Origin of the sequence: Brevundimonas sp., from assembly GCF_013912005.1 — a bacterium.
Taxonomy (GTDB): Bacteria; Pseudomonadota; Alphaproteobacteria; order Caulobacterales; family Caulobacteraceae; genus Brevundimonas.
In genome coordinates, this window is record NZ_JACESB010000002.1 from 161,919 (window position 1) to 186,691 (window position 24,773).

At 72.2% G+C, this 24,773-nt stretch carries 29 protein-coding genes, 1 tRNA gene and 1 pseudogene; 13 read left to right on the forward strand and 18 right to left on the reverse strand.

What is annotated here, in order from left to right; genetic code table 11:
* Nucleotides 1-5: 5 nt before the first annotated feature.
* The 14 genes and pseudogenes from nusA to hemC all read right to left on the reverse strand — a co-directional run bounded on the left by nusA (nucleotide 6) and on the right by hemC (nucleotide 11,109).
* A complete protein-coding gene (nusA, locus tag H2038_RS02645; RefSeq protein WP_292108927.1) occupies nucleotides 6-1,775 on the reverse strand; it encodes a transcription termination factor NusA in 1,770 nt (589 codons plus the stop codon).
* A 3-nt stretch (nucleotides 1,776-1,778) separates the two neighbouring features.
* Entirely contained in the window at nucleotides 1,779-2,324 is a 546-nt protein-coding gene (gene rimP, locus H2038_RS02650; RefSeq protein WP_292108929.1) for a ribosome maturation factor RimP, read from the reverse strand.
* Between the two features lie 138 nt (nucleotides 2,325-2,462).
* On the reverse strand, nucleotides 2,463-4,388 hold the full coding sequence (locus tag H2038_RS02655; RefSeq protein ID WP_292108931.1) for a methyl-accepting chemotaxis protein: 1,926 nt from the start codon (nucleotides 4,386-4,388) through the stop codon (nucleotides 2,463-2,465).
* Nucleotides 4,389-4,492: 104 nt separating this feature from the next.
* The gene (locus H2038_RS02660; protein ID WP_292108933.1) at nucleotides 4,493-5,002 is read right to left on the reverse strand and encodes a DUF1993 family protein; all 510 of its coding nucleotides are present in this window, start codon (nucleotides 5,000-5,002) and stop codon (nucleotides 4,493-4,495) included.
* Nucleotides 5,003-5,022: 20 nt separating this feature from the next.
* Nucleotides 5,023-5,739 (reverse strand): tRNA (guanosine(46)-N7)-methyltransferase TrmB, encoded by a 717-nt coding sequence (trmB, locus tag H2038_RS02665; RefSeq protein WP_292108935.1) that lies wholly within the window; start codon nucleotides 5,737-5,739, stop codon nucleotides 5,023-5,025.
* A gap of 158 nt (nucleotides 5,740-5,897) precedes the next feature.
* Nucleotides 5,898-7,094, reverse strand: a complete 1,197-nt coding sequence (gene metK, locus H2038_RS02670) for a methionine adenosyltransferase (RefSeq protein ID WP_292108937.1) — start codon at nucleotides 7,092-7,094, stop codon at nucleotides 5,898-5,900.
* A gap of 55 nt (nucleotides 7,095-7,149) precedes the next feature.
* Entirely contained in the window at nucleotides 7,150-7,566 is a 417-nt protein-coding gene (locus tag H2038_RS02675; protein WP_292108939.1) for a hypothetical protein, read from the reverse strand.
* A 220-nt stretch (nucleotides 7,567-7,786) separates the two neighbouring features.
* Nucleotides 7,787-8,047, reverse strand: coding sequence for a hypothetical protein (locus H2038_RS02680; RefSeq protein ID WP_292108941.1), 261 nt, complete (start codon nucleotides 8,045-8,047; stop codon nucleotides 7,787-7,789).
* 157 nt (nucleotides 8,048-8,204) lie between these two features.
* A pseudogene (locus H2038_RS14840) lies at nucleotides 8,205-8,309 on the reverse strand (LuxR C-terminal-related transcriptional regulator); the annotation flags it as partial.
* Nucleotides 8,294-8,788 (reverse strand): hypothetical protein, encoded by a 495-nt coding sequence (locus H2038_RS02685; protein ID WP_292108943.1) that lies wholly within the window; start codon nucleotides 8,786-8,788, stop codon nucleotides 8,294-8,296. The pseudogene H2038_RS14840 and the gene H2038_RS02685, both read right to left, overlap by 16 nt.
* Before the next feature lie 30 nt (nucleotides 8,789-8,818).
* On the reverse strand, nucleotides 8,819-9,277 hold the full coding sequence (locus tag H2038_RS02690; protein ID WP_292108945.1) for a helix-turn-helix transcriptional regulator: 459 nt from the start codon (nucleotides 9,275-9,277) through the stop codon (nucleotides 8,819-8,821).
* Nucleotides 9,278-9,375: 98 nt separating this feature from the next.
* Nucleotides 9,376-9,451 (reverse strand) — tRNA-Thr (locus H2038_RS02695).
* A 39-nt stretch (nucleotides 9,452-9,490) separates the two neighbouring features.
* The gene (locus H2038_RS02700; protein ID WP_292108946.1) at nucleotides 9,491-10,150 is read right to left on the reverse strand and encodes a uroporphyrinogen-III synthase; all 660 of its coding nucleotides are present in this window, start codon (nucleotides 10,148-10,150) and stop codon (nucleotides 9,491-9,493) included.
* Nucleotides 10,151-10,170: 20 nt separating this feature from the next.
* Nucleotides 10,171-11,109, reverse strand: a complete 939-nt coding sequence (gene hemC / locus H2038_RS02705) for a hydroxymethylbilane synthase (protein ID WP_292108948.1) — start codon at nucleotides 11,107-11,109, stop codon at nucleotides 10,171-10,173.
* A 47-nt stretch (nucleotides 11,110-11,156) separates the two neighbouring features.
* Between hemC and tsaD the strand changes: the two genes are divergently transcribed.
* Genes tsaD through H2038_RS02720 form a run of 3 tightly spaced genes read left to right on the forward strand, consistent with a single transcriptional unit; the run spans nucleotide 11,157 to nucleotide 13,659 of the window.
* A complete protein-coding gene (gene tsaD / locus H2038_RS02710; protein WP_292108950.1) occupies nucleotides 11,157-12,275 on the forward strand; it encodes a tRNA (adenosine(37)-N6)-threonylcarbamoyltransferase complex transferase subunit TsaD in 1,119 nt (372 codons plus the stop codon).
* An 8-nt stretch (nucleotides 12,276-12,283) separates the two neighbouring features.
* Nucleotides 12,284-13,282, forward strand: a complete 999-nt coding sequence (locus H2038_RS02715; RefSeq protein WP_292108952.1) for an NAD(P)H-dependent glycerol-3-phosphate dehydrogenase — start codon at nucleotides 12,284-12,286, stop codon at nucleotides 13,280-13,282.
* Nucleotides 13,279-13,659 carry a Rieske (2Fe-2S) protein gene (locus H2038_RS02720; protein WP_292108953.1) on the forward strand — a complete coding sequence of 127 codons (381 nt, stop codon included), beginning with the start codon at nucleotides 13,279-13,281 and terminating at the stop codon, nucleotides 13,657-13,659. Before H2038_RS02715 ends, H2038_RS02720 begins: the two co-directional genes overlap by 4 nt.
* Nucleotides 13,660-13,661: 2 nt before the next feature.
* On the opposite strand, the gene H2038_RS02725 is transcribed toward H2038_RS02720, so the two are convergent.
* Nucleotides 13,662-14,408 carry a class I SAM-dependent methyltransferase gene (locus H2038_RS02725; RefSeq protein ID WP_292108954.1) on the reverse strand — a complete coding sequence of 249 codons (747 nt, stop codon included), beginning with the start codon at nucleotides 14,406-14,408 and terminating at the stop codon, nucleotides 13,662-13,664.
* A 145-nt stretch (nucleotides 14,409-14,553) separates the two neighbouring features.
* Here H2038_RS02725 and H2038_RS02730 point away from each other — a divergent pair, with 145 nt between their 5' ends.
* The 4 genes from H2038_RS02730 to H2038_RS02745 are packed head-to-tail and all read left to right on the forward strand — an operon-like array spanning nucleotide 14,554 to nucleotide 17,592.
* The gene (locus H2038_RS02730; protein WP_292108956.1) at nucleotides 14,554-15,180 is read left to right on the forward strand and encodes a hypothetical protein; all 627 of its coding nucleotides are present in this window, start codon (nucleotides 14,554-14,556) and stop codon (nucleotides 15,178-15,180) included.
* Between the two features lie 2 nt (nucleotides 15,181-15,182).
* Nucleotides 15,183-15,485, forward strand: coding sequence for a transcriptional regulator (locus H2038_RS02735; protein ID WP_292108958.1), 303 nt, complete (start codon nucleotides 15,183-15,185; stop codon nucleotides 15,483-15,485).
* 44 nt (nucleotides 15,486-15,529) lie between these two features.
* Complete coding sequence (locus tag H2038_RS02740) at nucleotides 15,530-16,309, forward strand: tyrosine-protein phosphatase (RefSeq protein WP_292108960.1); 780 nt, start codon at nucleotides 15,530-15,532, stop codon at nucleotides 16,307-16,309.
* On the forward strand, nucleotides 16,306-17,592 hold the full coding sequence (locus H2038_RS02745) for an anthranilate synthase component I family protein (protein WP_292108962.1): 1,287 nt from the start codon (nucleotides 16,306-16,308) through the stop codon (nucleotides 17,590-17,592). Before H2038_RS02740 ends, H2038_RS02745 begins: the two co-directional genes overlap by 4 nt.
* On the opposite strand, the gene H2038_RS02750 is transcribed toward H2038_RS02745, so the two are convergent.
* Genes H2038_RS02750 through H2038_RS02760 form a run of 3 tightly spaced genes read right to left on the reverse strand, consistent with a single transcriptional unit; the run spans nucleotide 17,589 to nucleotide 19,078 of the window.
* Nucleotides 17,589-18,122: a TadE/TadG family type IV pilus assembly protein gene (locus tag H2038_RS02750; RefSeq protein ID WP_292108964.1), complete on the reverse strand. Its 534-nt coding sequence runs from the start codon at nucleotides 18,120-18,122 to the stop codon at nucleotides 17,589-17,591. The two genes, H2038_RS02745 and H2038_RS02750, sit on opposite strands and share 4 nt — an antisense overlap.
* On the reverse strand, nucleotides 18,119-18,661 hold the full coding sequence (locus H2038_RS02755; protein ID WP_292108965.1) for a TadE/TadG family type IV pilus assembly protein: 543 nt from the start codon (nucleotides 18,659-18,661) through the stop codon (nucleotides 18,119-18,121). Before H2038_RS02755 ends, H2038_RS02750 begins: the two co-directional genes overlap by 4 nt.
* A gap of 9 nt (nucleotides 18,662-18,670) precedes the next feature.
* Nucleotides 18,671-19,078 carry a pilus assembly protein N-terminal domain-containing protein gene (locus H2038_RS02760; RefSeq protein ID WP_292108967.1) on the reverse strand — a complete coding sequence of 136 codons (408 nt, stop codon included), beginning with the start codon at nucleotides 19,076-19,078 and terminating at the stop codon, nucleotides 18,671-18,673.
* 290 nt (nucleotides 19,079-19,368) lie between these two features.
* On the opposite strand from H2038_RS02760, the gene H2038_RS02765 reads away from it, so the two are divergent.
* From H2038_RS02765 to H2038_RS02790, 6 genes are all read left to right on the forward strand, one after another.
* Entirely contained in the window at nucleotides 19,369-19,557 is a 189-nt protein-coding gene (locus tag H2038_RS02765; RefSeq protein ID WP_292108969.1) for a Flp family type IVb pilin, read from the forward strand.
* Between the two features lie 95 nt (nucleotides 19,558-19,652).
* Nucleotides 19,653-20,165 carry a prepilin peptidase gene (locus H2038_RS02770; protein ID WP_292108971.1) on the forward strand — a complete coding sequence of 171 codons (513 nt, stop codon included), beginning with the start codon at nucleotides 19,653-19,655 and terminating at the stop codon, nucleotides 20,163-20,165.
* A gap of 109 nt (nucleotides 20,166-20,274) precedes the next feature.
* Entirely contained in the window at nucleotides 20,275-21,183 is a 909-nt protein-coding gene (gene cpaB / locus H2038_RS02775) for a Flp pilus assembly protein CpaB (protein WP_292108972.1), read from the forward strand.
* Nucleotides 21,180-22,601: a type II and III secretion system protein family protein gene (locus H2038_RS02780; RefSeq protein WP_292108974.1), complete on the forward strand. Its 1,422-nt coding sequence runs from the start codon at nucleotides 21,180-21,182 to the stop codon at nucleotides 22,599-22,601. The genes cpaB and H2038_RS02780 overlap by 4 nt, the downstream gene beginning before the upstream one ends.
* Nucleotides 22,602-22,612: 11 nt before the next feature.
* Complete coding sequence (locus H2038_RS02785) at nucleotides 22,613-23,272, forward strand: CpaD family pilus assembly protein (protein WP_292108977.1); 660 nt, start codon at nucleotides 22,613-22,615, stop codon at nucleotides 23,270-23,272.
* Nucleotides 23,273-23,279: 7 nt separating this feature from the next.
* Nucleotides 23,280-24,767 (forward strand): cellulose synthase operon protein YhjQ/BcsQ, encoded by a 1,488-nt coding sequence (locus tag H2038_RS02790; protein WP_292108979.1) that lies wholly within the window; start codon nucleotides 23,280-23,282, stop codon nucleotides 24,765-24,767.
* The last annotated feature ends 6 nt before the right edge of the window (nucleotides 24,768-24,773 follow it).

The following is a 24,773-nucleotide window of genomic DNA, read 5'->3' on the forward strand; positions in this document are numbered from 1 at the left end:
TCCCATCACGCGTCGCGGGACGGTTCGAGGTCCGCGTCGGCGGCCCCGGCGTCTTCGTCGGCGTCTTCGGCCGGCGAGGCGTCGTCCGCTTCGCCGGCGGGCGCGGCGCCGAACACGGTGTCGGCGTCGTACTCGCCCTCGGCGAATTCCTCTTCCTCGTATTCCGGCTCGGGCTCCGGCTGCGGCAGCTCCGAGGCGTCGATCCAGCCGGCGGCCACGCGCGCCTGCAGGATCAGCATCTCGGCCTCTTCCTGGGCCAGGTTGAAGGCTTCCAGCACGCCCGGGACCTTGACCCGTTCGCCGCCCTTCACCTCATAGCCGCCGCGGATCTCGTCGGTGGCCAGGTCGGCGAGGTCCTCGACGGTCTTCACGCCGCCCTGGCCCAGCGCCACGGCCATCGGCAGGGTCACGCCCGGCACCTCGAGCACGGCGTCCTCGACGCCCAGCTCCTTGCGCTTCGCGTCCTGCTCGGCGGCCTGCCTCTCGAGGAAGTCGCGGGCCCGCGCCTGCAGCTCCTCGGCGGTCTCCTCGTCGAAGCCCTCGATGTCCGAGATCTCGTACGGTTCGACCCAGGCCAGGTCCTCGACGGTGGCGAAGCCCTCGGTGACGAGCAGCTGGGCGATCACCTCGTCGACGTCCAGCGCCTCCTGGAACAGGGCGGTGCGCTCGGCGAATTCCTTCTGGCGGCGCTCGGAATCCTGGGACTCGGTGATGATGTCGATCTGCCAGCCGGTCAGCTGCGAGGCGAGGCGGACGTTCTGGCCGCGGCGGCCGATGGCCAGCGACAGCTGCTCGTCCGGCACCACCACCTCGACGCGGTCGGCCTCCTCGTCGAGCACCACCTTGGACACCTCGGCCGGAGCCAGGGCGTTGACGATGAAGGTCGGCTCGTCGGGGTTCCACTGGATGATGTCGATCTTCTCGCCCTGCAGCTCGGCGACCACCGCCTGCACGCGCGAGCCGCGCATGCCGACGCAGGCGCCGACCGGATCGATCGAGCTGTCGTTCGACAGCACCGCCATCTTGGCGCGCGAGCCCGGATCGCGGGCGGCGGCGCGGATCTCGATGACGCCGTCGTAGACCTCGGGCACCTCCTGGGCGAACAGCTTGGCCATGAAGCCCGGGTGGGCCCGGCTCAGCATGACCTGCGGACCCTTCGCCTCGGGGCGCACGTCGTAGATGTAGGTGCGGATCCGGTCGCCGATGTTGAACACCTCGCGCGGGATCGAGTCGTTGCGGCGCATGATGCCTTCGCCGCGGCCCAGGTCGACGATGGTGTTGCCGTATTCGACGCGCTTGACCGTGCCGTTGACGATCTCGCCGACGCGGTCCTTGAACTCCTCGTACTGGTTGGCGCGCTCGGCCTCGCGGACCTTTCCGGTCACGACCTGGCGGGCCATCTGGGTCTGCACCCGGCCGAACTCGAATGGCGGCAGCTCCTCGACGTACTCCTTGCCGACCACGGCCTCCGGATCGCGCTTCAGCGCGTCGCGCAGGCGCACCATGGCGGAGTCGTTGAACTCCTCCAGCTCGTCCTCGGGCTGCCAGTCGTCGTCGACGATGGTCACGTGCCGGGTCAGGGCCAGCTCGCCGGTCTTCGGGTCGATCTTGGCGCGGATGTCGTGGTGGGCGCCGTAGCGGGCCTTGGCGCCCTTCTGGATCGCCTCCTCGATCGCCTCGACGACGATCTCCTTGTCGATGTTCTTCTCGCGCGCGACCGCATCGGCGATCTGCAGCAGTTCGAGACGGTTCGCGGCGACACCGGTGACGGCCATGCCTCAGTCCTCAGTTTCAGTCGGGTTGTTGTCGTTGCGGGCGGCGCGCTTCTCGGCGCCGGCCTTCAGGAGTTCGTCGGTCAGCACCAGCTTGGCGTCGACCAGCCAGGCGAAGGGGATCAGGGCCGTGTCCTCCTCGCCTTCCAGATCGATGGCGACATTGTCGCCGTCGATCCCGGCCAGCACGCCCTTGAAGCGCTTGCGGCCCTCGATCATCCGGTCGGTCTCCAGCCGGGCCTCGTAGCCTTCGAACAGGTCGAAGTCCGACAGCCGGGTCAGCGGCCGGTCGATGCCGGGGGAGGAGACCTCCAGCAGGTATTCGCCGGAGATCGGGTCGGCGGCGTCCAGCACCTCCGACACCGCGCGGCTGAGGCGGGCGCATTCCTCGACGGCGATGTCGTGGTCCGCGGCGCGCTCGGCCATGATCTGCAGCCGCCGGCGCTGGGTGCCGCCCATCAGCCGCACGCGCACGATCTCCAGCCCGAGGCTTTCGGCCACGGGCTCGATGAGCTCCAGCAGGGCGCGGTCTTCGGCGGTCTTGGCCTTCACGCGGGCGATCCAAACAAAAAGCGGCGGGCCGTCCGGGCCGCCGCTTCAAACGGCGCCGTTAGGACGCCGGTCTAACGATGTGGGGCGGCATATAGGCCAAGGCGGGGAGCTTGTCAGCCCCCCGCGCCGTCGCCTTGTTCAGAACGCCTCCCAGCCATCCTCGGCGGCCGCCGGCTTCGGCGCGGCGCCGCCGTGGCCGAGGGACTTCAGCTGGACCACGGTCCGCGCGGTGCGCTCGCTGCGGGCCGGGGCCGCGGGGGCCGCGCGAACCGCCGCGGCCTCCTCGCCGATGCGGAAGCGCGACACCGAGGCCGCGAGGCTCTCGGCCTCCTCCGCCAGCGAGTGGCTGGCGGCGGTCGATTCCTCGACCATGGCGGCGTTCTGCTGGGTCACCTGGTCCATCTGGTTGACGGCGGTGTTGACCTGCTGGAGGCCGGTGGCCTGTTCCTGGGCCGAGGCGGCGATCTCCGACACCAGGCCGTCGATCTCGGCGACCCGGTCGACGATCCGCTGCAGCGCCTCGCCGGTCTGGCCGACCAGGCTGACGCCCGAGCCGACCTGGGCGGTCGAGGCGGAGATCAGGGTCTTGATCTCGCGCGCCGCCTCGGCCGAGCGCTGGGCCAGGGCCCGCACCTCCGAGGCCACCACCGCGAAGCCGCGGCCGGCGTCGCCCGCCCGGGCCGCCTCGACCCCGGCGTTCAGGGCCAGCAGGTTGGTCTGGAAGGCGATCTCGTCGATCACGCCGATGATCTGGCTGATCTGCTGCGCCGACTGCTCGATGGCGCTCATGGCGGCGACGGCGTCGCGGACGACCACCCCCGAGGTCTCCGCGTCGCCGCGGGCGGCCTGCACCACGTCCGAGGCCTGGCGGGCCCCGGCGGCGGTGCGGTTCACCGTGGCGGTGATCTGGTCCAGCGCCGCCGCCGTCTCCTCGAGGCTGGCGGCCTGCTGCTCGGTGCGGCGCGACAGGTCGTCGGCCGCGTGGCTGATCTCGCCCGAACCCGAGCGGATGGCGGCGACGTTGGTCACCACCACCGACACCGCCTGCTGCAGCTGGCCGATGGCGGAGTTGAAGTCGGCCTTCAGCTGCTCCGCCTTCGGCGCCACCGCCACCGTCATCCGGTAGGTCAGGTCGCCCCCGGCCATGGCCGCCAGACCCTCGGCCAGCGCGGTGATGGCCACCCGGTCTTCCTCGGCCGCCCGGGCCTTCTCGGCCTCCGCGGCGGCGCGCTCGCGCTCGGCCGCCGCGCGCTGCGCCCCGGTCTCCCGCTCGAGCCGCTCCTTCGCGATGGCCGCCTCGCGGAACACCTCCAGCGCCGCCGCCATGCCGCCGATCTCGTCGCGCCGCTCGGCGCCGGGGATGGGCGAGTCGCGGTCGCCGGCGGCGAGACCGCGCATCCGGTCCGCCAGCGCCTTGACCGGCCGCGACACCGAACGCCCCAGCGCCCAGCCCGCGGCCCCCATGGCGGCGGCGACCAGCAGGGCCAGACCGCCGAGGCCGAGGGCGGCCTTGCCCACCGCCGCCGCGATCTGGTCGGTGTAGACGCCCGACCCCACGATCCAGCCCCAGGGCGTGAAACCCTTGACGTAGGAGATCTTCGGCGCCGGCTCCTCCTGTCCGGGCCTGGCCCAGCGGTAGGCGACGAAGCCCTCGCCGTCGCGCTTCACCACCTCGGCCATCTCGACGAACATCCTGACGCCGTCGGCGTCGGTGTTGCCGCTGATGTCCTGGCCCTCGAGGCGGGTGTTGAACGGGTGCATGATCATGCGGGGGTGCATGTCGTTGACCCAGAAATAGTCGTCCTGGCCGTAGCGGAGGCCGCGCAGGGTCGCCATGGCCTGCGCCTGGGCCTGCGGCCGGGTCAGATGTCCGGCCCGCTCCTCGGCGTGATAGTGGGCGATGATCCCGTGCGCGACCTCGACGGTCTTGCGGGTGCGGTCGGCGATCTCGTCGCGCATCACAGCGTCCAGCCGCAACAGCGACAGGCCCAGCACGATCAGCAGACCGGCCATCGCCCCCAGGGTCAGCAGGTTGATCCGCCACGCGACCGTCAACGCCCGCATCGTGTTCACCTGATTTGCCCAAGCGACCATGAGCCTGCCGGGCGGGCGTGAACAAAGGCCGAAGCCGGAGATGCGTAGAATCCCGTACCCGGCGCCTGGTCTGCTCAGGGCTGGATCAGCGCCAGGCGCCCCAGATAGTCCCGCTTGCCCAGCTCCACCCCGAGGTGGCGCAGGATCGCGTAGGCCATGCTGACGTGGAAGTAGAAGTTGGGAATGGCGAAGCTGGTCAGATAGCCGGCGCCCTCGAAATCCAGCTCCACGCCGGGGAAGCGCAACTCGACCCGCCGCGCCTCGGCGCCCTCGAAGGCGGCCGGATCGACGCCTTCGATGAAGGCGATCGACAGCTCCACCGTCGCCCGCAGTTCGGCCAGCGACGCCTCGGCGTCCTCGGTGCGCGGCCACGCCTGCCCGGTCAGCCGCGCCACGCAGCTGCGCGCCGAGAAGGCGGCCATGCGGATCTGGTCGGGGAAGGGCCTCATGTCCGGCGCGAGGCGGGCCTGCATCAGCGCCGCCGCGTCGAGGCCCGAGGCCTCCGCCCTGTCGAGCAGGTGCAGGAGCACGTTCAGGCCGCGCAGGAAGACGGGGGAGGCGGCGTCGGGGAGGGCGAAGGTCATGATGGGGAGCTCCCGGGGGGTCAGGCGTCCGGCGCCGGGTCGGCGGCGCGGACGAATTCGAGGAAGATCGGCGGGGTGTCCCCCAGCTTCTTCTCCTCGTAGCGGGTGACCACATGGTCGGCCGGCGCGGTCCGCCAGTCGTCGGCCTCTTCCGCCTGCCAGACAAGCCCGGGCGTGCGCTCGAAGCGCTCCAGGGCCCAGTCGGCGTAGTCCTTCCAGTCGGTGACGAAGCGCAGCCGCCCGCCCGGCTTCAGCAGGCGCGCGATCTCGGCCGCCGTCTCGTCCTGGACCAGCCGGCGCTTGTTGTGCCGCGCCTTGGGCCAGGGATCGGGGAACAGGATCATCACCCGGTCGAGGCTCCCGTCCGGCAGGGCCTTCATCACGTCCCGGGCGTCGCCGGCGTGCAGCCGCACGTTCTTCAGCCCGCCCTCGTCGATGTGGCGCAGGGCGGAGCCGACCCCGTTCAGGAACGGCTCGCAGCCGATCATCAGCGCCCCGGGATGACGCCGCGCCTGCTCGGCCAGATGCTCGCCGCCGCCGAAGCCGATCTCCAGCCAGACCTCCTCGGCGCCGGGCGCCAGCGCCGACGGGTCGATCGGCCCCGCCGCGGGATCGGGCACGGCGATCGTCGGCAACAGGCTGTCGAACAGCGCCGCCTGCCGCGGCTTCAGGGTGCGCGACTTGATGCGGCCGAAGGAACGGAGCGGACCCCAGGTGGGGGGGGAGGAGGAGGACATGGCGGCGGCTATAGCCGAAGCGGAGGGATTAGGGATGAGGGATGAGGGATGAAGCTTGCGGGCGGGAAGGCCCGACAAGCGCGTCGGCCATTCTCCTGTCCCTGCCGCCCGCGCCTGGCGGCTAATCCCTCATCCCTCATCCCTCATCCCTCGCCCCCTCAGACCAGCGCCTTCAGCTTCTCCACCAGATCCGTCCGCTCCCAGCTGAAGCCGCCGTCGGCTTCCGGGGCCCGGCCGAAGTGGCCGTAGGCGGCGGTGCGGCGGTAGATCGGCCGGTTCAGGCCGAGGTGCTCGCGGATCGCGCGCGGGCTGGCCCCGCCGATCAGCTTCGGCAATTCCCGTTCCAGCACCGCCTCGTCGACCTTGCCGGTGCGATGCAGGTCGACGTGCACCGACAGCGGCTTCGACACCCCGATGGCGTAGCTGATCTGGATGGTGCAGCGGTCGGCCAGTCCGGCGGCGACCACGTTCTTGGCCAGGTAGCGGCAGGCGTAGGCGGCCGAGCGGTCGACCTTGGTCGGATCCTTGCCCGAGAAGGCGCCGCCGCCGTGCGGCGCCGCCCCGCCGTAGGTGTCGACGATGATCTTGCGCCCGGTCAGGCCGGCGTCGCCGTCCGGGCCGCCGATCTCGAACGAGCCCGTCGGATTGATGTGCCACTCGGTCTCGTTGGTGATGAAGCCTTCCGGCAGCACCTCGCGCACATAGGGCTTCACGATCGCCGCCACCTGGTCCTGGGTCAGGCCTGCCTTGTGCTGGGTCGAGACGACGATCGAGGTGGCGCGCACCGGCCGGCCGTTCTCGTAGTGCAGCGTCACCTGGCTCTTGGCGTCCGGCTCCAGGCCCGGCTCCCGCCCGGCGTGGCGCGCCTCGGCCAGCTTGCGCAGGATGTTGTGGCTGTACTGCAGGGTGGCCGGCATCAGTTCCGGCGTCTCGTTCGAGGCGTAGCCGAACATGATGCCCTGGTCGCCGGCCCCCTCGTCCTTGTCCTCACCCGCGTCGACGCCTTGCGCGATATGGGCCGACTGGGGGTGCAGGTGGTTCTCGAAGTGCAGCGTCTGCCAGTGGAAGCCGTCCTGCTCGTAGCCGATGTCGCGCACCACGCCGCGCACCGTCGCCTCGATCTCCGCCTCCACGCCCGGAGCCCAGTTGCCTGCGACGTCCATGATGCCCTGGCCGCGGATCTCGCCCGCCAGCACGACCCGGTTGGTGGTGGTCAGGGTCTCGCACGCCACCCGGGCCTCGGGGTCCTTCGACAGGAACAGGTCGACGACGGCGTCGGAGATCTGGTCGGCGACCTTGTCCGGGTGGCCTTCGGAGACGCTTTCGGAAGTGAAGAGGAAGGACGTACGGGACAAGGGAGGCTCCTGGGCGCGCGGTGGCGGCAAGAGATATAAAGATATGTTTATATGTTCAAGTCGCTTTGCTGCGTCGCCAGCGCGCGCCTGAGCTGACGGCGGGTTCGCCCGCCAGCCAACGCTCCCCCACGCCGGCCAGCAGGGCGAGGGCGGTCAGGATGCCGAGGCCTATCCGCGCCGAAATGTCCGCGGAGTGACTCATGGACGGAGCCGCAAAGGCGGCGAAGTGGATCAGCAGGGTGAGCGCCATCACCGCGGTCATGGCGAGCGGCCACCAACGATTTCCCGTCACGGCCATCCATCCGAAGATCAGGGTTATCGCTCCGTCGAGGGCGGCGTCCCCGAGGTGGACGTTCCACAATCGCCAGGGATGAACAATCAGGGACAGGCCGAAGACGGTCAGCAGGATCACTGCGCCCCGCCGCTCCGGATGCCCGCCCTTCACCCAGGCCAGCGCCACCGCGATCAGCATGAGCAGGTAGTAGATAGCCAGAAAAGGGGCGATCGCGGTCTCTCCCGAATTTGCCCGCGGGGCAGGCGCGATCCTCTTCAGCCTTCCGCGCGCGCGTCTCGCGCGGAAGGCGCTGGCCGGGTGATGCGCCCGATCTCACCTGCCTGTTCCGCGTACGCCACCACCAGGTCCGCCGCAGCCTTGAGCAGCGCCGCGGTCATGAAGACGAGGGCGAGCAGGATCAGGAGCCGGACGCCGCGCCCTCCTGGCGGCGGCCGATAGCCGAGGCGTCGACCCGTGCGCCCATCTGGGCCATCACCCAGCCGGCGCTCAGCACCTGCCGCAGCAACTCGCGAGGCGGAATTTGTGCGGCGTCCTCCGCCAGCCCGCGCATGAGATGCGCCTTCACCGGATCGTTCGCTCCCGAAGGGCCAAACCCGTCCAGCGCCGCCTCCAGATCCTCCCACGTCCAGTGCGGAAGATGGTTGTCGCCCATACTCATGCGTGGCCTCCCTGACTTCGGCGGGAGGTGACGCGGCGGCGGCCGCCTCGCCAATGGGGTCTTTCGTATCCCCTGGTACGTTTCGTTCCAGAAGGGCCAGCGCCGCCTTGCGGCGGTTGACGCCAAGCCGGCGACAGGCCTCGTGCACGTGCTTCTTGACGGTCGCCTCGGACAGGCCCAGCCGCGCGGCGATCTCCTTGTCCGTCAGGAAGGCGGTGAGCCTGAGACACTCTTCCTGGCGCGCGCTCAGACCTGGCGACATCGGCGACTCCGGAGGATCTGATTGTCAGCCGGCTCATGCCGCACCTTCCATCGGGCGTGGGGGCTGACGGCCGCCTCGCCCGCCAGGGACCGTTCAAGAACGCCGGCCGCCAGGGTCAGGTACAGCAGCGCGCTCAGACCGATCTGCGCCGAGATCTGCGTACTCATGCTTATGCCGCCGACGAGCAGGACATAGGCGTGGAGCATCATGGCGAGCAGCATGGAACCGGCGGCCGCGAAAGGCCACCAGCGCGGGCCCGTCAGGGACAGGCGGATGAACATCACGGTCACGACGGCGTCGACTGCGGCCTCGAGGGGCATGAAGCCGTCAATGGCCAGTGGCGGCAGGACGGCTCCCTCCACGATCGCCGACAACAGCACCCAGGCCGCAGCAGAACGCTCGGGCGGTCCGCCCTTCGCGCCGCACAAGGCGATCACCGCGAAAAACTCGGCGAGGAGTATTTCCTGATAGACGGTCACCGACCCGCCCCCCCACTTTCGGGCATCGGGTCACCGCTCCGGTGCAGCGGCGCGGCCGATTTCTCCGGCCTGCCCGGCGTAACCGGCGACGAGATCGGCCACGGCCTTCAACAGGACGATCGAGAGCACCAGCGAGAGCAGCAGCATTCCGATGCGGAAGGCCGGGTGCGACGGCGGCGGCCGGTAGCCCATGACCGGACGCTTCGGATCCGTCCCCCCGCGACCGGCGGTCTGGTGGTCCGGCTGCGGCATGCCGGGTTCCGCGTCGAAGCGGGCGCCGGGCCGCGCGGCCCGGCCGTCGAGACTCCCCGCCTCGAGCAGGGCCAGCGCCGCCTTGCGGCGGTTGACCCCCAATCGGCGGCAGGCCTCGTGCACGTGCTTCTTGACGGTCGCTTCGGACAGACCGAGGCGAGCGGCGATCTCCTTGTCCGTCAGGAAGGCGGTAAGCCTGAGGCACTCTTCCTGGCGCGCGCTGAGCCGCGACGGCATCGACGACCTCCCGTTCGGGAGTCTGCCTAGGCTGCGCCGCGCCATGCGTCCAGACGCGCGAGCGGGTCCGACGGGAACGATCATGAATGGAAAGGTGGTGGTGCCGCTTGCGTGACTCGAACACGCGACCCCCTCATTACGAATGAGGTGCTCTACCGGCTGAGCTAAAGCGGCCTTGGGCGTCGGGACCGGGGCCCGCGCGAGGCGGGTTCTTTATACGTCGCCGCCCGGGTTGCCAAGCGCCTCCAGCATCGCCGCCTCGGCCGGCGCGGCGGCGACGTCGAGGCGGTCGAACCCGCACGGGGCCAGCGGCGCGGCGGCTCTGGCCGAGATCGCCACCGCCGCCCGCCCGCCCGCGCCCGCCGCGCCGAGCGCGGCGACGATCGCCCGGGCGGCGCGCGGCGAATGCACCAGCACGACATCCCAGTCCGTCGGCGCCGGCGCCGCGGTCTCGACCGCCTCGTAGACCGGCAGCCGCCGCACCTCGATCCGCCCCGCCAGACGGCCGGCCAGGTCGCCGGCGGGCTCCCGCGCCCCGGGGGCGAGAACCGGTCCCGCCGCCCGGTCGGCGAGCAGCCGCTCAAGGTCCCCGATCGCGCCCGACGCCGAGACGACGTCGTTCCAGCCGGCCGCCCGGGCCGCCGCGGCGGTGACGTCGCCCACCGCGAAGACCGGCTGGTCCCGGCGCGGCGTCAGGCGGGCGAAGGCCTCGACCCCGTTCGGGCTGGTGAAGGCGAGCGCGCCGATTCCGCGCAGGTCCGGCTCCGGCGCGGCGACCGGCCGTATCTCCAGCACCGGCGCGACCACCGGGGCGAAGCCCAGCGCTGCGAGGCGGCCGGCGGTGCGGGCGGCGCCCGGCTCCGCCCGCGTCACCCAGACCCGCCGGACGGGCCTCAGGGATCGACCCTCTGGTCTCCGGCGGCGGCGTGCACCTCGGCCCCCAGCCGCAGGCCCAGCGCCCGCGCGGACTCTGCGGTGGGCTGGTCGACCTCCCCGGCCCGCCGCCAGCGCGCCGAACCGTCCGGGGCCAGCATCTCCACCGTCAGCCGCAGCCGGCCGGCGGCGATCTCCGCATGGGCCCCGATCGCCGTCCGGCACGAGCCCTCCAGCGCCGTCATCGCGCCGCGCTCCGCCGCCACCGTCAGGGCGGTGTCGACGTGGTTCAGCGCCCCGGCCCAGGCCGCGTCGACGTCGTCCGCCCGCGTCTGCAGGGCCAGCGCCCCCTGGCCCGGGGCCGGCAGGAAGCGGTCCAGCGCCAGCCGCTCCCGGATCACGCCGTCGAAGCCCAGCCGGTTCAGCCCCGACACGGCGAGCAGGATGGCGTCGAACTCGCCCTCCGCGAGGCGCCGCAGCCGGGTGTCGACATTGCCGCGCAGCATCTCGATCTTCAGGTCGGGCCGCAGCGCCAGCGCCTGGGCCTGGCGGCGCAGCGAGGCGGTGCCCAGCCGCGCCTCCGGCGGCAGGTCGTCGAAACTCGCCGCCGCCTCGCTGATGAAGGCGTCGCGGGGGTCCTCGCGCTCCGGCACGGCGGCGATGGCGAGTCCGGGCGGCTGCTCGGCCGGCACGTCCTTCATCGAGTGCACCGCCACATCGACGCGGCCGTCCAGCAGCGCCTCCTCGATTTCCTTGGTGAACAGGGCCTTGCCGCCGATCTCCAGCAGCCGCCGGTCCTGCACCCGGTCCCCGGTGGTGACGATCTCGACCAGCGGCACGGCCTCGGCGAGGTCGCCCCCGGCCACCCCCAGCGCGCGGCCGATGGCGCGCTGCATCATGCCCGACTGGGTCAGCGCCAGCTTCGAGCGCCGGGTGCCGATGCGGACGAGAGGAGCCATGAGACGTTGCCTGTGCCGGGCCGGGTCGCTACCTCGACCCGATGACCATGGCGGCGGACTATAGCAGCGGGCCGGGCCGGGCAACCGGACCCCTGGCGGTGCTGGGTCTCGAGACCAGCTGCGACGAGACCGCGGCCGCGGTCGTGCGCCTGTCCCCCGACGGCCGCGCCGAGGTGCTCTCCTCGGTGGTGCACAGCCAGATCGACGACCATGCGGCCTACGGCGGGGTGGTGCCGGAGATCGCCGCGCGCAGCCACGTGGAGATGATCGCCGGGGTCGCTGGCCGCGCGATGGAGGAGGCGGGCCTCGGCTGGGACGGTCTGGACGGCGTCGCCGCCACGGCCGGGCCCGGCCTCGTCGGCGGGGTGATGGTCGGCCTGGGCTTCGGCAAGGCGGTGGCCCTGGCGCGGGGCCTGCCGCTGGTCGCCGTCAACCACCTCGAGGGGCACGCCGTGTCGGCGCGGCTGGGCGGGCCGGCGGCCTATCCCTTCCTGCTGCTGCTGGTCTCCGGCGGCCACTGCCAGCTGCTCGAGGTGCGCGGCGTCGGCGACATGAGCCGGCTCGGCACCACCATCGACGACGCCGCCGGCGAGGCCTTCGACAAGATCGCCAAGGCGCTGGGCCTCGGCTACCCCGGGGGGCCGGCGCTGGAGCGGCTGGCGGCGGGCGGCGACGGCGCGCGCTTCGACCTCCCCCGCGCCCTGCTGGGCCGCAAGGACTGCGACTTCTCCTTCTCCGGCCTCAAGACCGCCGCCTCGCGCCTCGCCGCCGCCTGCGCCACGGAGCAGGACCGCGCCGACCTCGCGGACGCGGTCCAGACGGCCATCGCCCGACAGCTGGCCGAGCGCTCGGACCGGGCGATGAAGGCCTATGCCGCGACCCATCCGCACCGGCTGTTCGTGGTCGCCGGCGGGGTCGCCGCCAACCGCACGGTGCGTTCGACCCTGGAGGCGACGGCGGCGCGGAACGGCTTCGAGTTCATGGCCCCGCCGTTGGCCTACTGCACCGACAATGCGGCCATGATCGCCCTGGCCGGAGCCGAGCGGCTGCAGAAGGGTTGGATATCCGACATCGACGTCGCCGCCCGGCCGCGCTGGCCTCTGGACGAACGGCGCGCGATCGACGAACCGGTTCACAAGGCGGGCCGCAAGGGCGCCAAGGCTTAGGAGCAGGCATGGAGTTCAGGCGGGCAGGGGTGATCGGCGCCGGCGCCTGGGGCACGGCCCTGGCGCAGGTGGCCGGCTGGGCGGGGCTGGAGGTGCGGCTGCAGGCGCGCGAGCCCGAGGTGATCGAGAGCATCCGCGCCCGCCGGGTCAACGAGGCCTTCCTGCCGGGCGTCCCGCTGGACGAACGGCTGGAGGTCACCGGCGATCTCGCCGACCTCGGGGCCTGCGACCTCGTGCTGGCGGCGCCGCCGGCCCAGCACATGCGCGCCACCCTCGCCGCCTTCGCCCCGCATCACCGCGCCGGGGTTCCGGTCATCCTGTGCTCCAAGGGGGTCGAGCGCGGCTCGCTCAAGCTGATGACCGAGGTGCTGGCCGAGACCCTGCCCGACGCGCCGGCGGCGGTGCTGTCCGGACCCAGCTTCGCCGCCGAAGTGGCCCGCGGCCTGCCCAGCGCCGTCACCCTGGCCTGCGCCGACAGCGCGCTCGGCCAGGCCCTGATGAACACCCTGTCCGCCCCGACCTTCCGCCCCTACCTCGCCGACGACCTGATCGGCGCCGAGGTCGGCGGGGCGATCAAGAACGTGCTGGCGATCGCCTGCGGCATGAGCGAGGGCAAGGGGCTGGGCCGCAGCGCCCATGCCGCCCTGATCACCCGCGGCTTCGCCGAGATGACCCGGCTGGGCGTGGCGCTGGGCGGCCGCGCCGAGACCGTGGCCGGCCTGTGCGGCCTCGGCGATCTGGTGCTGACCTGCTCCAGTCCCCAGTCGCGCAACATGAGCCTCGGTCTCGCGCTCGGGCAGGGCCAGACCATCGAACAGGCGCTGGCCGGCAAGCGCTCGGTCGCGGAAGGTTACGAGAGCGCGCCGGCCGTGCGCGAGCTGGCGGAGAAGACCGGGGTCGACATGCCGATCTCGATGGCGGTCGCCGCCCTGCTCGCCGGCGAGACCACGGTGGACGCGGCCATCGAGAGCCTGCTGTCGCGCCCGCTGAAGGTCGAGCGGCATTGACCGAGGCCGCGCCCCCCGGCGAGCGTCGACGCGTCTGGAAGACCCCGCCCGGCGTGACGCTCTGCGCCGAGACCGACCTCGCCGACCCCGGAGCCCGCGCCTTCGTCCTGCAGATCGGCGACGCCTACTTTCACGGGTTCGTGGTGCGCAAGGACGGGCAGGTCGCCGGCTGGGTGGACCGCTGCCCGCACCAGGGCTTTCCGCTGGCGATGGAGCTGGACCGCTACCTGACCCCCGACGGATCGTTGATCCTGTGCGGCTGGCACGGGGCGGTGTTCGAGCCGCTGACCGGGGCGTGCGTCGGCGGGCCCTGCGCCGGCGGCCGGCTGACGCCCTGGCCGGTGGAGGCCGCCGGCGGCCTGATCCGCACCGCCTGAACTCAGGCCGGCGCCCGGAACAGGTAGAGGCCGAAGCCGATGTACGGGCGGCCGAAGCCGAACACCGCCCTGACCCGGTCGGCGCTCATGCGGATTCCGTCCGCCTCGGGCGCCTGCGGGTTCGCCTCCAGCCAGGTCCGCACCGCGCCGTCGGTGGCGGCGGTGAAGGCGTCGATGGTCTCCTGCGCCGACAGTTCGCTCCAGGCCAGCTCCAGCCCGGCCGCCGCGGCCGCGGCCTTCCAGCCGGCGTCGTCGGTGAAGATGTTGGTCAGGTCGGTGATCTGGCGCAGCGGCGCGGGCGGCTCGGCCGTCCAGGTGAGATCGCCCCACAGCAGCCAGCCGCCCGGCGGCAGACGCCGGCGCAGGAAGCCGAAGGCGCTCTCCGGCGTCGGCACGCCCTCGCCGGTGATGTTGGTGGCGCCGAGGGCGACGATCAGCTGCGGCGGCTCCATGGCCGACAGCACGTCCGCGGCCGCCCCCTCGACGACCTCGACGGTCCCCTGCGCGCCCGCCGCCGTCACGCTGGCGCGGGCCAGGGCGGCCATGGCGGGATTGTATTCGATGGCCGTGACGGCGAAGCCGAAGCGCTGCGCCAGCCGCACCGCCAGCGCCGCGGTGCCGGCGCCGACGTCCGCCACCCGGGCTCCGGCCGCGAGGCCGGTCGCCGCCACCGCCGCCTCGATGCGGCCGGGCTCGACCGGGTTGCAGACCGGGAGCCCGCGATAGGCGATCTGGTTGTAGCTGAGCATGCGCGCCTCCCCCCCTTCCATGCTCGCCCTGCTCCGGCAGGAGAAGACCTGGAGCGCATGCGGCGAAGCACTTTACAACACAAAGAGCTTGTGAAAGTATTGGCTATCGCGACGGCCTCCGCCGTCCCCTGAAAGGACCTGCGCCATGAACGCCAACACCGAAGACCCCGCCGCCGACATCGCCTGGATGCGCCGCCTCGCCGAGGAGGGCGCGCAGGCTCCGATGCAGGGCGCCTCGATCCTGTTCGGCGCGGGCCTCATCTGGGGACTCGCCAGCCTCGGCCACTGGGCGATCACAAGCCGCACCCTCCCGATCGGGTCCGAGGCCATCAACTACGTCTGGCTGGGCGGCGCCGCCGTCTTCGCGGTCCTGCTGATCGCCGTCCTCACCCGGCTCAAGCGGGAAGGCGGGGTGCAGACCGCCGCCAACCGCGCCGTCGGCACGGCCTGGTCGGCGGTCGGCTGGGGCGTCTTCGCGCTCGGCGTGTCCATGGCGGCGCTCGGCTGGCGACTGGGCGAGGTTGCGGTCACCGTCGGCTTCGCCCTCATCCCCTCCATGATCATGGTCGCCTACGGCAGCGGCTGGGCGGTCAGCGCGACCATGCTGCGCAGCCGCGGCATGTGGTGGCTCGCCATCGCGTCCTTCGCCGCCGCGCCTGCCCTCGCGGCCCTGACCGGGATGGCCGAACAGTATCTCGCCTATGCAGCCGCCCTGTTCCTGCTCATGGCCCTGCCCGGCTTCCGGCTGATGCAGGCCGCGAAGCGGGGCTGACCATGGCCGATGATTTCGACATCAGCCGCCTCGACGAGGTCATCCATGGCCGGGTCCGGCTGGGCATCATGGCCTTCCTCTCGGGGGTGGAGAGCGCTGACTTCAACACTCTCAAGGCCCGACTGCAGACCACCGACGGCAACCTCTCGGTCCATCTGCGCAAGCTCGAGGACGCCGGCTTCGTGGCGGTGAACAAGCGGTTCGAGGGCCGCAAGCCGCTCACCGAGGCCAGCATGACCCCGGCCGGACGCAAAGCCTTTCTCGCCTATCTCGACGCCCTTCAGGGTCTGGTGGGCCGGCCGTGAAGCGGGCGGATGACGGGCGGGCGGCGACGGTCTAGACCGCCGTCATGACCGACCGCATCCACCGCTTCGAAGCGCTCGACAACTTTCGCGACTACGGCGACTACGGGACCGCAGCCGGCCGCCGCATCGCGCGCGGCCGGCTGTTCCGTTCCGCCCACCAGGCGCGGGTCAGCGACGCGGATCTCGAGCGGCTCGGCGGCCTCGGCATCTCGGCGATCGTCGACCTGCGCCGCCCGGGCGAGCGCCGCGAACAACCCTCCCGGCGGCCGCCGGGCTGGGCCGGCGCGGTCATCGAGAGCGCTCACGACGACGGCGGCGAGGCGCCGCACATCACCTTCCTGAAGACCTCGGACCTGACCGTCGACTCCGCCCGCGCCTTCATGGCCGGTGTCTATCGTCAGCTCCCGTTCGAGCCGCCGCACCTCGACCTGTTCGCCCGCTATTTCCGCGCCCTCGCCGATGCGGACGGGGCCGTGCTCATCCACTGCGCCGCGGGCAAGGACCGCACCGGCCTGCTCGCGGCCCTGACCCACCACCTGCTCGGGGTGCACCGCGACGACATGGTCGCCGACTACCTGCTGACCAACGCCGCCGTCGACCTCGCCGCCCGGGCGCCGGCGATCGCCCGCCAGCTCGAGGCCTACACCGGCCGCCCCGCCAGCCACGAGGCGGTGGTGGCCTTCCTCGGGGTCGAGGCGGCCTGGCTGGAGGCGGCGCTGGACGCGATCGCCGAACGCCACGGCTCCGTCGACGCCTATCTGACGCAGGCCCTGGGCGTCGACGCGGCCCTGCGCGACCGCATCGCCGGGCGGCTCTCGGCGTGAGCCTGGCGGTCGTCGAGCGTCGCCCGCTGCCGTGGCGGGATCCGCTCGCCGTCGCCTGCGGGCTCAGGGAGCGGGATGGCGCGGCGGCCCTGCTGTCCGACGGCGGCCCCCTCGGCCGCCGCTCCTTCGTCGCCGCCGAGCCCGACCGGGTGCACGTCGGCGAGGCGGCGGCCGGGCTGGACCTGCTGGCCGATCCCGACTGGTCCCGCCAGACGATCGGCCTGTTCGCCTACGACGCCGGCGCCCGCCCCGCCACCGGTCCGCGGGAGCCGGTCTGGCCCGACCTGATGCTGGCCCGCTATCCGGCCGTCCTGGTGTTCGACCACGCCGGCGAAGCCCTGACCGCCGTCGGACGGGGCGCGAGCCGGGCCGCCGCCGCCGCCGCCGCCGACCGGGCGGAAGCCTGGCTGGCGGGCGCGATCGCGCCGCCGCAGACGCCCCCGCCGGCCGACGCCTTTCCGCCGGAGGCCGCGCCCGCCGCCTATGAGGCCGCGGTCGCCGACGTGGTGGCCCGCATCGCCGCCGGCGAGCTGTTCCAGGCCAATATCGCCCGGGCCTGGTCCGGCGAGCTGCGCCGCGGGGCCGACCCCTTTGACGTGCTGGCGCGCCTCGCCGGTCGCGCCGCCGCCTATGGCGCCTGGTGGCGGGTGGGCGATCGCGCCCTCGTCTCGAACTCGCCGGAACTGTTCCTGACCTTCGACCCCGCCGACCGCCGGATCGCCACCCGGCCGATCAAGGGCACCCGCCCGCGCGACCCCGATCCGGCGCGCGACGCCGCCCTCGCCGCCGAACTCGCCGCCAGCGCCAAGGACCGGGCCGAGAACCTGATGATCGTCGACCTGATGCGCAACGATCTCGCCCGGGCGGCGGCGCCCGGCAGCGTCCGGGTCGACCGCCTGTTCGAGGTCGAGACCCTGCCCACCGTGCACCACCTCGTCTCCACCGTCGCAGCGACGGCGCGACCGGAGGTCGGCGCGGCGGACCTGCTGCGCGCCACCTTCCCGCCCGGCTCAATCACCGGCGCGCCGAAGCATCAGGCGATGAAGGTCATCGCCGGCCACGAGCCGCCGCGCGGGCCGTGGTGCGGGGCGTTGTTCCACCTCGACGAGGGCCGGCTGACCGCCTCGGTGCTGATCCGCACCGCCGCCTTCGAACGACAGGGCGAGAGCTGGCGCTGGCGCACCCTGGCGGGAGCCGGGATCGTCGCCGACAGTGACCCGAAGGCCGAACTGGCCGAGACCGACGCCAAGATCCGCGCCCTGCGCGAGGCCCTCGCCGGCTAGCAGTCGGCGCAGGTCGTCCTGTCCGACGTCCGCGGCCGCAGGTAGTAGCTGTGCGAGAACTGCGTCACCCCGGGCATCAGGTAGTCCGCCGGGGAGTCGTAGTCGTAGGTCGCCTCGGACATGATGACGCTCTCGCCGTCGGTGATCAGGTCCGCGGGCAGGGTGACCGTAGATCCGACCTCTCGCGGATCCATTCCCTCGCCCCGGCTCCAGTCGACCTCGGCCACGCCGTTGTTCCGCGTGATGCTGCTGACCCGCTGCTTGAGGGCGGCGGTCGGGAAGGGCTGCAGCGTCAGCGTTCCGATCTTGAAGATGTCGTCGACCGTGTCGGCGGTGACCGCCTCCTCCTGCGCCACCAGATCGGCGACCATGGCCGAGGCGTGGCCCATCCGCTTCTGGGCCATGTAGCCCTGGCAGAACTCGGCGAGGCCCATGTAGAAGAAGATCAGGATCGGCGCGATCATCGCGAACTCCACGGCGGAAACGCCGCGGGTGTCTCGCGCAAGCCGACTGAACAGCCGCCCCGTCATGCCGGTTCGTTCCTGAACGCCGTGGTCGACATCAGCCGGGTGGTGCCGTCGTTCAGCCGGGACAGGCTCTGCGACAGGAAGGGCGTCAGCAGCGGCTGCCGGTACCAGATCCGCACCAGGATCAGGTCCCCCGGGTTCCCGTTGGCGTAGGTCAGCTTCGACTCGTCGAACACGCCGCCGGCCATCGGATCCGGCGGATCGACGTCGAACTGCGGGATGACGCGCACGTCGACGCTGGCGCGACTGGCGCAGTCGCCGGAGAAGATGCTCATCCGGCTGCAGAGCGCCGTCTTGAACTGTTCCGGGGTCATGTTCTGGGCGCTGGCCTGTCCGGTGCGGATCAGACGGCCGGTTTCGATCGTGGCGTTCTCGAGAATGGAGTCGGTGACGAACACCAGCGCCAGCTCCATGATGGCGAAGATCATGAAGACGAAGGGCAGGGCCACCATGCCGAATTCCACGGCGGTCGCGCCGTCGTCCGCCCGCGGCAGCCGCCGCAGCCTGTCGATCAGCCGGTTCGTCCGCGCCTGCCCCCGCATCTGCCGATCCTAGGGCGTCGGGGTGTCGGGGCCGCTCGCGCCCCGGACCGAGGGCGAGCACGAGGCGGCGCAGGCCATTTCCGTGGCCTGGGCGCCCCGCCACAGCCGCACGCGGCCGGCGCCGTCGCCGGCGGTGACGACGATCTCGCTCTGGAACACGGTCCGGCCGATCGGGTCGACGGCGACGACCTCCGTCACGCCGTATCCCTTGCCGGTGATGTACAGCGTATTGGCGTCGACGACGGTGACGTCGGCGATCTGGGGGTTCCCGACGATCACCGACCCGGCCGGACCGCGCAGCTGGACACGCTGCGCCTGGTCGATCCCGACGCTCAGCCGCGATTGCGCCGAGGCGGCGCCCGCGAGGAGGAGGGACGCCGTGGCGGCGGCGAGGATGAAGCGAAGAGGCGAGTTCATGGCGGGTCTTCCATGCCGATCCGGGCGCGCGAATTGCGGGCGCGTACGTTGAGCCGGACCCTGCGCCGCAAATCTCAAGAAAGTCTGAAATCAGCGGCCGTGACCTGCGTCTCCCGGCCCTTCAGACTCCGGAACTGGGCCCCGACAGAGTAAATCCGAAGGTAACCACGACTGACGACCCGGTCTTAACTGCTTCGGGTCATTGTGAGCTCGTGTTCGGGGGTGAAGCGGGCGACCGGCGCTCCCACACGAGTTGGGTGCTCGCTTCACGTAACAACGAGGATATCGCAATGACCAAGTTCATCTCGCAGTTCATCGCCGACGAGTCCGGCGCCACCGCCATCGAGTATGGCCTCATCGCCGCGCTGATCGCCGTCGTGATCATCTCGGCCGTGACCGCCCTCGGCACCACGATCCGCGACAAGTTCGACGCGGTGAAGAACGGCATGTCGGGCACCGCTCCGGCCGCCGCGTCCTAAGTTCTCCGCAAGCGTGGAAGGGGGCCGGAGCGGCGACGCTCCGGCCCCTTTTGCTTGCGCAACCGGAATTTAACGGCCGCATGCGAGGGGGGGGCATGGATCTCCTGACCCTCGCCCTTCTCGGCGTCATGCCCGCCCTCGCGATCGTCGGGGGGTTGCATGACCTGACGACCATGAAGATCCCCAACTGGATCTCCGGCCTGCTCGTCCTGCTGTTCTTCCCCGCGGCCCTGGCGGCGGGTCTGCCGCTGGAGCAGATCGGGCTCCACCTCGGCGTCGGGGTTCTGGCCCTGCTGATCGGCGCCGGCATGTTCGCCCTGCGCTGGATCGGCGGCGGCGACGCCAAGCTGATGGCCGCCGCCTGCCTGTGGCTCGGCGTCTCCGGGTCGGGCATGTTCCTGCTCTGGACCGGGCTGGCCGGCGGGCTGTTCTGCCTGATCCTCATCTTCTCCCGGGCCCACCTCCGCCCCTACGCCCTGCAGGCGCCCGCCTGGGTCGGTCAGCTGATGGAGCCCAAGGGCGACATCCCCTATGGCGTGGCCATCGCCGCCGGCGCCCTGCTGGCGTGGCCGGAGTCGCCGCTGATGCTGCGCTTCGTCGGCGGCTGACCCCGGCGGGGCGCGGTTTAGGCCGGCGTTAACTCCCGGACGGGCATGGTCGTTAACGGTAGGGGGCCGCGGGACCATCGGTCCGCCCCGGCCCTGCCGGAGACCGCCGATGAAGCCCGCCCGGATAATCGTCATCTGCATCGCCGCCGTCGCCGCCATCGGGCTGGCGCTGGTCGTGCGCGCCATGGGCTCGTCCTCGGGGCAACCCGTCGCCGTCGCCACCGCCGCGCCGGCCGAGACGCGGCCGATGGCCAAGGTGCTGGTGGCCGCCCGCGACCTGCAGCCGGGCCAGCGCCTGACCGAGGGCGACATGGCCTGGAAGGACTGGCCCGTCGACGAGGTCAATCCGGCCTTCATCACCGACGGCTCGACCCCCATCGAGGCGGCGGACGCCCAACCGGCCGAGGACAAGCCCGCAGGCGCCGTGGCCGCCGTCACCCGCGCCGCCTCCGACCTCGCCAGCGGCGGCGCCAAGGCGGACTACGTCGGCTCGGTGGTGCGCGACCCCATCCTCGCCGGCGAGCCCATCGTGGCGCGCAAGATCGTCCGCGCCGGCGACAGCGGCTACATGGCCGCCTATCTCGAGCCGGGCATGCGCGCCATGGCCATCCGGGTCACCGTCGAGACGGCCGCGGGCGGCTTCATCCTGCCGGGCGACCGGGTCGACGTCGTGCTGACCCGCGAGACGACCCTGTCCAACATGGGCGCCCAGGAAGGCGACCGCTCCAAGTTCACCTCCGCCACCGTGATGCGGAACATCAAGGTGCTGGCCATCGACCAGTCGACCCGCGCCGGCGACGACGCCCAGGCGGTGGTCGGCGCGACGGCCACCCTGGAGGTCAGCCCGTCCGACGCCGAGGCCCTGGCGCTCGCCAAGTCCGAGGGCGAGCTCAGCCTCGTGCTCCGCTCGTACGCCGACACCGGCGGCCCCTCCGGCGCGGTGACCTCCGGTCGGCGCGAAGTCTCCGCCGTGCGCGTCTACCGCGGCGGCGCCCCTGAAGTGGTGGTGGTCCAATGAAGCGCCTGATCGTCGCGGCCCTCGCCGGCCTCGCCGTCGTCGCGGCAGGCCCGGCCTCCGAAGTCCGGGCCCAGACGCGGGCCGCGGTCTCGATGGGATCGCAGTCGCAGCTGATCAACCTGCCGCGCGGCTCGTCGATGGCGATCGACCTGCCGGCGGACGCGCGGGACGTGATCGTTCCCAACCCGGCCGTGGCCGAGGCCATGCTGCACTCGCCCCGCCGCATCACGGTCATCGGCCTCGCCCCCGGCGAGACCGACGCGGTCGTGCTCGACAACGCAGGGCGCGCCATCCTGTCGCTGCGCATCCGCGTCGACGCCGGCGTGTCGGCGCTGCAGGACACGCTGGACCGGGTGATCCCGGACTCCCGCGTCCGCGCCGAGGCGGTCAACGACAGCGTCATCCTCACCGGGGTGGTCTCCAGCCCGGGCGAGGCGGATCGCGCCAGCCAGGTGGCCCGCGCCTTCGTCACGGCGCCGGAGAAGGTCATCAACATGATGACCGTCGAGGGCTCCGACCAGGTGATGGTGAAGGCCCGCATCGTCGAGGTGCAGCGGACCGCCATCAAGCAGCTGGGCCTCGACGTCGACGCCGTGCTCAGCAGCGTTGGCGACGGCCTGAGCTTCGCGCAGGGGGCGACCTTCGGCGTCTCCGGCAGCCAGCTCGGCGGCGGTATCCTGAACTTCATCGACCGGTCGGGGGACGGTAACGTCCTCGACACCAACCTGCGGGCCTTCGAGCGCGCCGGGCTGGTGCGCATCCTCGCCGAGCCCAATCTGACCTCCGTCAACGGCGAGAACGCCGAGTTCCTGGCGGGCGGCGAGTTTCCGGTGCCGGTCGGACGCAGCGTCGACGCCTCGACGGGGCAGACCACCATCGGCGTCGAGTTCAAGCCGTTCGGCGTCCGGCTGGCCTTCCGGCCGATCGTGCTGTCGCAGGGCCGCATCTCGCTGCAGCTGGCCACCGAGGTGTCCGAGCTGACCACCGCCGGCGCCTTCACCCTCGGCGGCACCGCCGAGGACGCCCTGGTCATTCCGGCCCTAAACGTCCGTCGCGCCTCGAACACCGTCGAGCTCCCGTCGGGCGGCTCGCTGATGATCGCCGGCCTGCTGCGCGAGGACACCCGCCAGAACATCGACCAGCTGCCGGGGATCGGAGACCTGCCGGTGCTCGGCGCCCTGTTCCGCTCGCGCGACTATCTGTCGGGCGAGACCGAGCTGGTGATCATCGTCGAGGCCTACATCGTCTCCCCGACGTCGCCGGGCCGCCTCCAGACCCCGGCCGACGGGCTGCAGATCGCCAATGACGCCCAGACCCTGCTGTTCGGCCAGCTGAACCAGCACTACGCCCCGCGCGGCCCCGCTCCGACGGCGCCGGGCAGCGGCTGGAACGGCCCTGTCGGCTATGTGATCGAATGAGGCCGCTCCCGATGCGCTCCCTCCTGCCCGCCTTCGCTCTCGCCGCGCTTGTCGGCGGCTGCGCCGCCGGCGCCGCGGACGCTCCGCCGCCGCTGACCCCGCTGTCGCGGTACGTCCTGCAGGTCGAGCCGGGACTGGACCGCATCGCCCTCGCGGTGCACGAGGACGGCCTGTCGGCCAACCAGCAAGCGGCCCTGCTCGATCTCGCCGGCCGCTACCGCGCCACCGGCGCGGGCCCGATCCAGGTGCAGGGGCCCGCCGGCGAGGATCCCGCGGCGGCGCGGCAGGCCTGGGCGGTTCGCGCCGCCCTCGAAGCCGCCGGCGTGCCCGGCGACCGGATCCGGGTGATGGCCTACGACGCGCCTGATGCGCGGGCGCCGGTGCTGGCCGGGTTCGAAACCGTCAACGCCGTGATCCCGAACTGCGCCGCCGAGCCGCGCAGCATGGGGCCGCGCTGGTCCAACCAGTCGTCTCCGGGGCTCGGCTGCGCGGTGACCGCGAACATGGCCGCCCAGATCGCCGATCCGCGCGACATCCTGGGGGCCCGGCCGATGAGCCCGGCCGACTCCGGGCGGGCCGCGGTCGTGTTCCAGAACTATCGCGCCGGCGAGGCCGCTTCCACGCCGCAGGAAGAGCTGGTCCGGGGTCAGATCTCCCGGGCTGTGGAATAGGGTCGCCATGAGTAACGCCTTCGCACCGCGCCCCTTCGAGGACTACGAGGACGAGTTCGACCTCGAGATGGACTACGCCGCCCCGGCGGCGGAGAGCCTCGAGGGGTCGGGCGCCGAGGAGCGCCCGCCGCTGCGCTTCACCGCGCCGGCCGCCGCTGCCCCGGTCGCGGCGGAGCCGGCGCAGGTTCCCGCGACCTCGGACTTCAATCCGGTGGGCGAGCTCGTCGCCGGCGCCGCGGCCGCCTTCTCGGCGCCGGTGGTCGGCGGACACGCCGCCGAGGTGTCGGTGCCGCGCATCGCCATCCACGTCTTCGCCGAGCGCCAGGACACCCTCGCCGCCGCCGAGCGGGCCGGGCAGGACCGCCGCCTGTCCCGGGCCACGACCCAGATCCGGGTCGGCGGCGTCGCCGCGGCCATCGAGACCTACCAGCACGAGCCGACCCCGCCCCTGATCGTCGTCGAGTGCCTGAAGGATCCCCAGACCCTGCTCTGGGAAGTCGACCAGCTGGCCGAGGTCTGCGACGCCGGCACCAAGGTGGTCATCATCGGGGCCACCAACGACATCCTGCTGTTCCGCGAGCTGATGCGGCGCGGCGTCAGCGAATACCTCGTCGCCCCGATCCAGCCGCTGCAGCTGATCTCGGCCATCGGCGGGCTGTTCGCCGACCCGGCCCAGCCCTTCGTCGGCCGGTCGATCGCCTTCGTCGGCGCCCGCGGCGGCGCCGGGGCCAGCGCGGTGGCGCACAACACCGCCTACGCCATGTCCGAGCGCATCGGGGCCAACACCGTCATCGTCGACTACGACCTGCCGTTCGGCACCGCCGGTCTGGACTTCAACCAGGACCCGCTGAACGGCGTGGCCGACGCGTTGAGCCAGCCCGACCGCCTCGATCCGGTCCTGCTGGACCGGATGATGGTCCGCTGCACCGACAAGCTCAGCCTGTTCGCCGCCCCGGCGACGCTGGACACCGACTGGGACGTCTCGCCCGAGGCCTTCGAGGAGGTGACCACCCGGATTCGCTCGACCGCCCCCTTCGTGGTGCTGGACCTGCCGCACCTGTGGTCGGGCTGGATGCGGCGGACGCTGATCTCGGCGGACGAGGTGGTGGTCGTCGCCACCCCCGACCTCGCCTCGCTGCGCAACGCCAAGAACATGATCGACCTGATCCGGCAGGGGCGTCCCAACGACGCGCCGCCGCGGCTGGTGCTCAACCAGGTGGGCGTGCCGGGCCGGCCGGAGATTCCGGCCAAGGAGTTCGGCGCCGCCCTCGGCGTCCACCCCAGCCTGATCATCCCGTTCGACGCCAAGGTGTTCGGCGCCGCGGCCAACAACGGCCAGATGATCCTCGACGCCGGCGCGAAGTCCAAGGCGGCCGAGGCCTTCCAGACCCTCGCCCAGATCGTCTCCTGCCGCGAGCTGCCGCAGCTGGCCGGGCCGAAGGGCAAGGCGGCCGGCAAGTCGTTGCTCGGCGGCCTGTTCAAGAAGAAGACCTGAGCCGGT

Bases quoted from the DNA above. Each gene is read 5' to 3' on its own strand.
- tsaD (WP_292108950.1), top strand. From the start codon at position 11,157: ATGGCGGCGGACTATAGCAGCGGGCCGGGCCGGGCAACCGGACCCCTG.
- H2038_RS02760 (WP_292108967.1), bottom strand. From the start codon at position 19,078: ATGAACTCGCCTCTTCGCTTCATCCTCGCCGCCGCCACGGCGTCCCTC.
- H2038_RS02765 (WP_292108969.1), top strand. From the start codon at position 19,369: ATGACCAAGTTCATCTCGCAGTTCATCGCCGACGAGTCCGGCGCCACC.
- H2038_RS02730 (WP_292108956.1), top strand. From the start codon at position 14,554: ATGAACGCCAACACCGAAGACCCCGCCGCCGACATCGCCTGGATGCGC.
- cpaB (WP_292108972.1), top strand. From the start codon at position 20,275: ATGAAGCCCGCCCGGATAATCGTCATCTGCATCGCCGCCGTCGCCGCC.
- nusA (WP_292108927.1), bottom strand. From the start codon at position 1,775: ATGGCCGTCACCGGTGTCGCCGCGAACCGTCTCGAACTGCTGCAGATC.
- H2038_RS02675 (WP_292108939.1), bottom strand. From the start codon at position 7,566: ATGCTGATCGCGGTGGCGCTGGCCTGGGTGAAGGGCGGGCATCCGGAG.
- H2038_RS02735 (WP_292108958.1), top strand. From the start codon at position 15,183: ATGGCCGATGATTTCGACATCAGCCGCCTCGACGAGGTCATCCATGGC.
- H2038_RS02740 (WP_292108960.1), top strand. From the start codon at position 15,530: ATGACCGACCGCATCCACCGCTTCGAAGCGCTCGACAACTTTCGCGAC.
- H2038_RS02790 (WP_292108979.1), top strand. From the start codon at position 23,280: ATGAGTAACGCCTTCGCACCGCGCCCCTTCGAGGACTACGAGGACGAG.
- H2038_RS02725 (WP_292108954.1), bottom strand. From the start codon at position 14,408: ATGCTCAGCTACAACCAGATCGCCTATCGCGGGCTCCCGGTCTGCAAC.
- hemC (WP_292108948.1), bottom strand. From the start codon at position 11,109: ATGGCTCCTCTCGTCCGCATCGGCACCCGGCGCTCGAAGCTGGCGCTG.
- H2038_RS02690 (WP_292108945.1), bottom strand. From the start codon at position 9,277: ATGCCGTCGCGGCTCAGCGCGCGCCAGGAAGAGTGCCTCAGGCTTACC.
- H2038_RS02785 (WP_292108977.1), top strand. From the start codon at position 22,613: ATGCGCTCCCTCCTGCCCGCCTTCGCTCTCGCCGCGCTTGTCGGCGGC.
- H2038_RS02680 (WP_292108941.1), bottom strand. From the start codon at position 8,047: ATGAGTATGGGCGACAACCATCTTCCGCACTGGACGTGGGAGGATCTG.
- trmB (WP_292108935.1), bottom strand. From the start codon at position 5,739: ATGTCCTCCTCCTCCCCCCCCACCTGGGGTCCGCTCCGTTCCTTCGGC.
- H2038_RS02780 (WP_292108974.1), top strand. From the start codon at position 21,180: ATGAAGCGCCTGATCGTCGCGGCCCTCGCCGGCCTCGCCGTCGTCGCG.
- H2038_RS02755 (WP_292108965.1), bottom strand. From the start codon at position 18,661: ATGCGGGGGCAGGCGCGGACGAACCGGCTGATCGACAGGCTGCGGCGG.
- H2038_RS02750 (WP_292108964.1), bottom strand. From the start codon at position 18,122: ATGACGGGGCGGCTGTTCAGTCGGCTTGCGCGAGACACCCGCGGCGTT.
- H2038_RS02715 (WP_292108952.1), top strand. From the start codon at position 12,284: ATGGAGTTCAGGCGGGCAGGGGTGATCGGCGCCGGCGCCTGGGGCACG.
- H2038_RS02660 (WP_292108933.1), bottom strand. From the start codon at position 5,002: ATGACCTTCGCCCTCCCCGACGCCGCCTCCCCCGTCTTCCTGCGCGGC.
- H2038_RS02655 (WP_292108931.1), bottom strand. From the start codon at position 4,388: ATGCGGGCGTTGACGGTCGCGTGGCGGATCAACCTGCTGACCCTGGGG.
- H2038_RS02770 (WP_292108971.1), top strand. From the start codon at position 19,653: ATGGATCTCCTGACCCTCGCCCTTCTCGGCGTCATGCCCGCCCTCGCG.